Consider the following 5,823-nt stretch of genomic DNA (forward strand, 5'->3'; position numbering starts at 1 on the left):
CCCCAGGACGGACCCCAGCCACAGCCCCAAGACGGACCCCAGCCCCAGCTCCAGGAAGGTCCCCATGACCACGACGGACGCCATGCCGGTCCCCAGCCCCAACACCATGGATCGTTCCATCCGTAATAGAAACCGGAATAATATGGCCATGAATAGCCATAGAACGGGGCAAACGTCGGCAATCCGTTATCGAATACAATCTCCACATTACCATAGCTGTTCAGTAGCACATCCTGCAGAATGTCTGAATTGTCTACGACAATGGTAGGATTGTAAAACTTCTGAATCTGCTGGGTATAGACGAAATCCTCATCGTTTTCGGCATGTTTGCCGATCGTGTCAACAGGACTATTGTAATATTGACCCCTACGATTGTATTCGTCAACGTCAATATTTTCAAAATCCTTTATATAGTAAGACTTTTTCTTCTTGGTGGATGTGGAAGCTGTCTTATCTTTCTTCGGATTGTAATAGATGTCATCATATTCCTGCGCGCTTAATCCCAGAGGCGAGACCAATGCGATGGCGGTCAGGCAGTAGAATAATTTTCTCATAGCTTCTATTCCTTAGTTACTTTGACTTTTAGACAAACTGTGTGTAGATATGTTTAAGCCACCTTTGTTAAAAGTGCTTAAAATTAGATTTTTTCTTTGATACACGCAAATATAGCTTGCTAAAAAATGTAAAAGGTCTTGCGCTATCATCGCGCAAGACCTTCGGATTTAAAAGAATGTACTCTTATTCAATTACTTGTTAAACGGGGGAGGGGTGCCTGGATCTTCAGAATCCAAATCTTCCCCGAAATCTTCCGATGGAGTCTGACAGACCGGAGTGTCGGACGAACCATTGCTATTTTCACCCGTTTCATTCTTTTTACTTTCAATCTGCTTATTTATCTCCATAATCTCATCTGTACGCGATTTCCATTGACGCTTGCCAAGAATCTTCTCGACATCATCATGATATATCACTTCTTTTTCTATAAGAAGATCTCTTATCTGATTATGCTGAGCCGCATATTTCCGCAGGATTTCCTTTGCCCTTTCATATTGCTCGTTAACAATGCGCATAACTTCGGCATCTATGATTCTTGCTGTCTCATCGCTATACGGTTTTGTAAAGCCCATATCCTGACCTGTAGAGTCGTTGTAATTGAGATTCGGGAGTTTGTCGCTCATGCCGTATACGAGCACAAGGGAACGTGCTATCTTTGTGCACTTTTCAAGATCGTCGCTCGCTCCGGTACCAATCTGTCCTGTGAATACCTCTTCCGCCGCACGTCCGGCAAGTAGACCGCACATAGTGTCAAGCAATGCCTGCGTAGGAATGATCTGTCGTTCCTCGGGAGCATACCACGCGGCACCGAGTGCACGGCCACGCGGAACAATCGTGACTTTGACCAACGGATTTCCATATTGTATCATCCAGGTAATCGTTGCGTGACCAGCTTCGTGTGTGGCAATAGAGAATTTCTCATCATCGGTGATAATTCTTGATTTTTTCTCAAGACCACCTACGATTCTGTCTATAGCTGCCATAAAATCATTCCAGTCTACAGCCGGTTTGTTGTTACGANCGGCTATCAGTGCCGCCTCATTGCAGACGTTCGCTATATCGGCACCGGAGAATCCTTGAGTCTGTCGGGCGAGCTGCTCAACATCAAGACGGCTGTTGACCTTGATATTTCTTAAATGGACATTGAATATCTCTACTCTGTCTGAAAGTTCAGGGAGATCTACATATATCTGTCTGTCAAAACGTCCGGGACGAAGCAGTGCCTTGTCAAGCATGTCCGCACGGTTGGTGGCGGCAAGACATATAACACCATTGTTAGATTGAAAACCATCCATCTCTGTGAGCATCTGGTTCAGGGTGTTCTCTCTTTCGTCATTAGAACCCATGTTGGGATTTTTGCCTCTTGCACGACCCACTGCGTCTATCTCATCGATGAATACGATACATGGCGCCTTTTCTTTCGCCTGTTTGAAAAGGTCACGCACTCTGGCAGCACCCACACCGACAAACATTTCAACAAAATCAGAGCCGGACATAGAAAGAAATGGGACATTTGCCTCTCCGGCTACAGCCTTTGCAAGCAGAGTCTTACCTGTTCCGGGAGGACCCACAAGCAACGCGCCTCTCGGAATCTTGGCTCCCAATTCAGTATAACGCTGAGGGTTCTTGAGAAATTCTACAATTTCCTCAATTTCAACCTTTGCCTCTGCAAGTCCTGCAACATCCTTAAAGGTTACATTAGTTCCGTTATTCTTGTCAAAGACAATAGCTTTTGATTTGCCGACATTGAATATTCCTCCACCTCCGGGACCTCCACTCATACGTTTTGACATGTAGACCATAAAGAAAACTATGACAACTATAGGACCGAAATACCAGAAGAGTTTCATAAGGTCGCTACCTTTCTCATAATTGATTTTTATGGCGGGTTTTCCTTCGGCAGACAGAGACTGATTCCAGGAATCAATCTTTTCCTGGATCTTGTCTGAAGAGGGGATAGTGGTTTTGATTTTCATATGTCCTTCAGACATTCTTGAGGTGTCGAACTTTAATTTTTTAGCACCCTGTTGTGTTAGGACTCCTTCGGCAATGCCGTTTTCGGAAAAAACATATATCTTGTCTACATCGCCGGCAAGCGCGTATTTTTCAAAATCTGTCCAGTCAACTTCTTTTGTCTGTGTATTGTCTTGAAAATAATACAGCCCCAATATGCAAAGGATTATAAGTGCATACATCCAATACATGTTGAATAGAGGCTTTTTGTTACGATTACCGGGGCGAGACCCTTTGTTTGGCTGAAACATATTCATATATTTATGGTTTTCAAATTCAAATTTAACGAAACAGGTTCATAAACCTGTCATTCAAGATCCGGTATTCTCGTTATACACGCGTCACTCCATAATTCCTCAAGATTATAGAATTCGCGATACTCCGGCAAAAACACATGAACCATGACATTGCCGTAGTCTATGACGATCCATTGTGAATTTCTATAACCATCATAATTATATGGTTTACTCCCGATGGATTTTTGGATTTCCTCTCGTACGCAATCCGCAATTGCAGAAACCTGCGAAGTGCTTCTTCCCTGACAAATTACAAATTTCGATGTCGGAGCACTTTCAATCGCTTCGAGATCAACCACTGTGATACCGGAACCTTTCTTATCCTGTATCGCATCAATTATTACATTAAGTATATCTTGATTACTATGCATTTATGCTAAGTTGTTTATTATGTATGTCCAGATACATTTGATTTAAAAGATTTAGGACATACTGTCAATATTATGAAAACAAATTTCATGCCAAATCATTATGGCTTATAATATATAACAATTATCGACATGAATTTTCAAATTGATGAGCAGAAATTCTAAAAATTATAGTTTCAGATGCAGTTTGTATCACGTTTATCCGGCTATAATCTTTGAGAGTATCTTAAGTGACCTGAATTCATTACCAGTCTGATACCATTCCGGAAGTTCTCCGCGATACACATATCCGGCTTTTTCAAATAAATTTGAACTTGCGGCATTATCTTCCATGACTTTAGCAACCAGATGCCGTATATTCAAGAGATTGAAGGCATATCTCTCCAATAAATCGAGAGACGCCAGTGCCAGTCCAGACCTTCTTACGTGCGGAAATATGTATATTCCCACAAAAGCGTGCCTATGTTGCACAGAAATATCATACAAATCCGCTATCCCGATTATTTCTTTCTCCGGTTTAGACTCTATTATAAGCCTCAACTGACCGGCACGCACCGGATCTGCATCATACGAAAGTGCGTAATCTGTAAGATTCTGTCTTGAAAGCGGCGCAGACATTCCATTTTGCATCCATTGTTCTGAATCCGATTCCACAATCCACATTGTTTCAGCATCCTCCGGTTCTACAGGCCGAAGCTTTATTATTTCATTCTCAAGAAACATATATGTTATTTTTAAGCAGCTTCTTATTGCCTGTCGTGAAAAGTATCGGAAAACAGCATGCGGTTCTGAATAGACCTGCCTAATGTGAGTTCATCGGCATATTCAAGCTCATTGCCGATACTCAAACCTCGTGCAAGCATTGTTATCTTTACCGGCAGGTGTGCGAGTTTCCTGTATATATAAAAATTGGTTGTGTCTCCTTCCATTGTAGGGCTTAGTGCAAGAATAACTTCCGAGACCTTGTTTTGTTCGACTCTTTCAACAAGGCTGTCAATTTCAAGGTCTGCCGGACTCACACCCTCAAGAGGCGAAATCAAACCGCCCAAAACATGATAGAGTCCTCGATGCTCACGGGTGGACTCAACCGTTATGACATCCTTTACGTTTTCGACCACACAAATAATCGAATGGTCTCTACGCGGATCATTGCATACTGGGCATATTTCATTTTCGCTTATGTTATGACAACATTTACAATATCGTATATTATCCCGCATATCAATGATAGATTTGCCGAGATCAAGCGCTACATTCTTTTCCTGACGGAAAAGATGTAACGCAAGCCTCAGGGCTGTCTTCTGACCAATACCTGGAAGTTTGGCAAGCTCGGCAACTGCATTATCCAACAGGCGGGAATTGAAACTTTGTTCCATATTCAAGATGTAATCTCTCTTTTGATTGCAAAATTAATGATTTTAGACGAATAATGAGTAATTATGTCTTTCGTCTCGGGGTGTATTTTGCTTTTATTATATCATAGGCACGTCTCACAAGCGAGTAGATCTCGTTGTCTGAAACGTCACCGTTCAGATTAAGCTGTATCCAATGGCGCAGGCTCTGATTCAACGGGTTGCTCACCGATGAATGATTCATACGTATCACATCAACCTCATCTGGAGTGGATTTCACTGTAACAGATGTAAAATCGTCAATATCCACGAAACAGAACATGTGGTCAAGGATATAGAACACCAATATGGAATCATATCGGCGCGCGAACTTTCCAAAAGGCATTTTCTCCGTCACCTCGTCCATTGAAAGGCAGTAGTTGCGAAAATCTTCTATATTCATATTTTCCTACATTTATCACGAGAATCAGCCAATTTAGCGATTTTTGTTTTTGTCTGCCTGAGAGCGCTCTTCAGTCCCGGCGATAAGGTTTGACACTGCATCATATCGAGATGTTCTTCAAGTTCGGCAATCAGTTCCGGGAAATGCTGACAAATCCTATATGCCGCATAGATGCTGAAGCATCTGATAGCGTATGGCTCACATTCGGAATTGATCTTAGACATGCAGAAGTCGAGGAAATCTGTGCGTATATCGTCTGCATCATATTCCTGATTTCTCAGGAGCTGGAGAAGCAGGCGTTTCTTGCCTGTGTCTGTCTCAGACAAAAGCATATCAATCATTTCATTTCGCATGGATTCAAGACATTCTGCATCTGTTGCCGGCAGATGAGTCATTGTCCAAAGTGCATTCACACTCGTCATCCGGCATTCAGACAGGGCAAGACTCCATAGTGTGGCTATATTTTCTCTTGAGCCTGACGCCCACAACGCCATTCTCTTGATTTGGGGGATATGAATCCGCTTTGACAATAGCTCCTCTACATTCATTGCCGTATCACATTCTTTCGTTTATCACATTCGACCAGGATACAGGACTTCCATTTCGACTCAATAAGACCCATTGTAAGCCGTAACGGGCAATCCAGGTCCACAGGTATTTTCTTTTCGTATGCCATCTGTCCGGTTTAAATTTTCTTTCCGGTTACAAAGTTAATCACTAACTTTTTAATTTCCATATACCGAAAATTTTTTGTATATGAATAATTTTTCGGTACTTGATTTTAAGAGGTCGTACTT

The 5,823-nt window shown here is 42.3% G+C and carries 6 protein-coding genes and 1 pseudogene; all 7 read right to left on the minus strand.

Going from position 1 to position 5,823, the window contains the following annotated elements; genetic code table 11:
* Nucleotides 1-554, minus strand: a pseudogene (locus JX312_RS08115) (hypothetical protein); the annotation flags it as partial.
* A gap of 192 nt (nt 555-746) precedes the next feature.
* Nucleotides 747-2,819 carry an ATP-dependent zinc metalloprotease FtsH gene (ftsH, locus tag JX312_RS08120; RefSeq protein ID WP_204457658.1) on the minus strand — a complete coding sequence of 691 codons (2,073 nt, stop codon included), beginning with the start codon at nt 2,817-2,819 and terminating at the stop codon, nt 747-749.
* Between the two features lie 56 nt (nt 2,820-2,875).
* Nucleotides 2,876-3,235, minus strand: a complete 360-nt coding sequence (gene rsfS, locus JX312_RS08125; RefSeq protein ID WP_172469868.1) for a ribosome silencing factor — start codon at nt 3,233-3,235, stop codon at nt 2,876-2,878.
* A 195-nt stretch (nt 3,236-3,430) separates the two neighbouring features.
* Nucleotides 3,431-3,955, minus strand: a complete 525-nt coding sequence (locus JX312_RS08130; RefSeq protein WP_204457654.1) for a GNAT family N-acetyltransferase — start codon at nt 3,953-3,955, stop codon at nt 3,431-3,433.
* 23 nt (nt 3,956-3,978) lie between these two features.
* On the minus strand, nt 3,979-4,608 hold the full coding sequence (recR, locus tag JX312_RS08135; RefSeq protein WP_204457655.1) for a recombination mediator RecR: 630 nt from the start codon (nt 4,606-4,608) through the stop codon (nt 3,979-3,981).
* Nucleotides 4,609-4,669: 61 nt separating this feature from the next.
* Nucleotides 4,670-5,026 (minus strand): MmcQ/YjbR family DNA-binding protein, encoded by a 357-nt coding sequence (locus tag JX312_RS08140; RefSeq protein WP_204457656.1) that lies wholly within the window; start codon nt 5,024-5,026, stop codon nt 4,670-4,672.
* The gene (locus JX312_RS08145) at nt 5,023-5,574 is read right to left on the minus strand and encodes a hypothetical protein (RefSeq protein ID WP_204457657.1); all 552 of its coding nucleotides are present in this window, start codon (nt 5,572-5,574) and stop codon (nt 5,023-5,025) included. The genes JX312_RS08140 and JX312_RS08145 overlap by 4 nt, the downstream gene beginning before the upstream one ends.
* Between the last annotated feature and the right edge of the window lie 249 nt (nt 5,575-5,823).

It is taken from the genome of Barnesiella sp. CU968 (assembly GCF_905219685.1).
GTDB classification, from domain to species: domain Bacteria; phylum Bacteroidota; class Bacteroidia; order Bacteroidales; family Muribaculaceae; genus Lepagella; species Lepagella muris_A.

Excerpts from the sequence above, each read along its gene's own strand:
- rsfS (WP_172469868.1), bottom strand. The coding sequence starts at position 3,235 with ATGCATAGTAATCAAGATATACTTAATGTAATAATTGATGCGATACAG.
- JX312_RS08130 (WP_204457654.1), bottom strand. The coding sequence starts at position 3,955 with ATGTTTCTTGAGAATGAAATAATAAAGCTTCGGCCTGTAGAACCGGAG.
- recR (WP_204457655.1), bottom strand. The coding sequence starts at position 4,608 with ATGGAACAAAGTTTCAATTCCCGCCTGTTGGATAATGCAGTTGCCGAG.
- JX312_RS08140 (WP_204457656.1), bottom strand. The coding sequence starts at position 5,026 with ATGAATATAGAAGATTTTCGCAACTACTGCCTTTCAATGGACGAGGTG.
- JX312_RS08145 (WP_204457657.1), bottom strand. The coding sequence starts at position 5,574 with ATGAATGTAGAGGAGCTATTGTCAAAGCGGATTCATATCCCCCAAATC.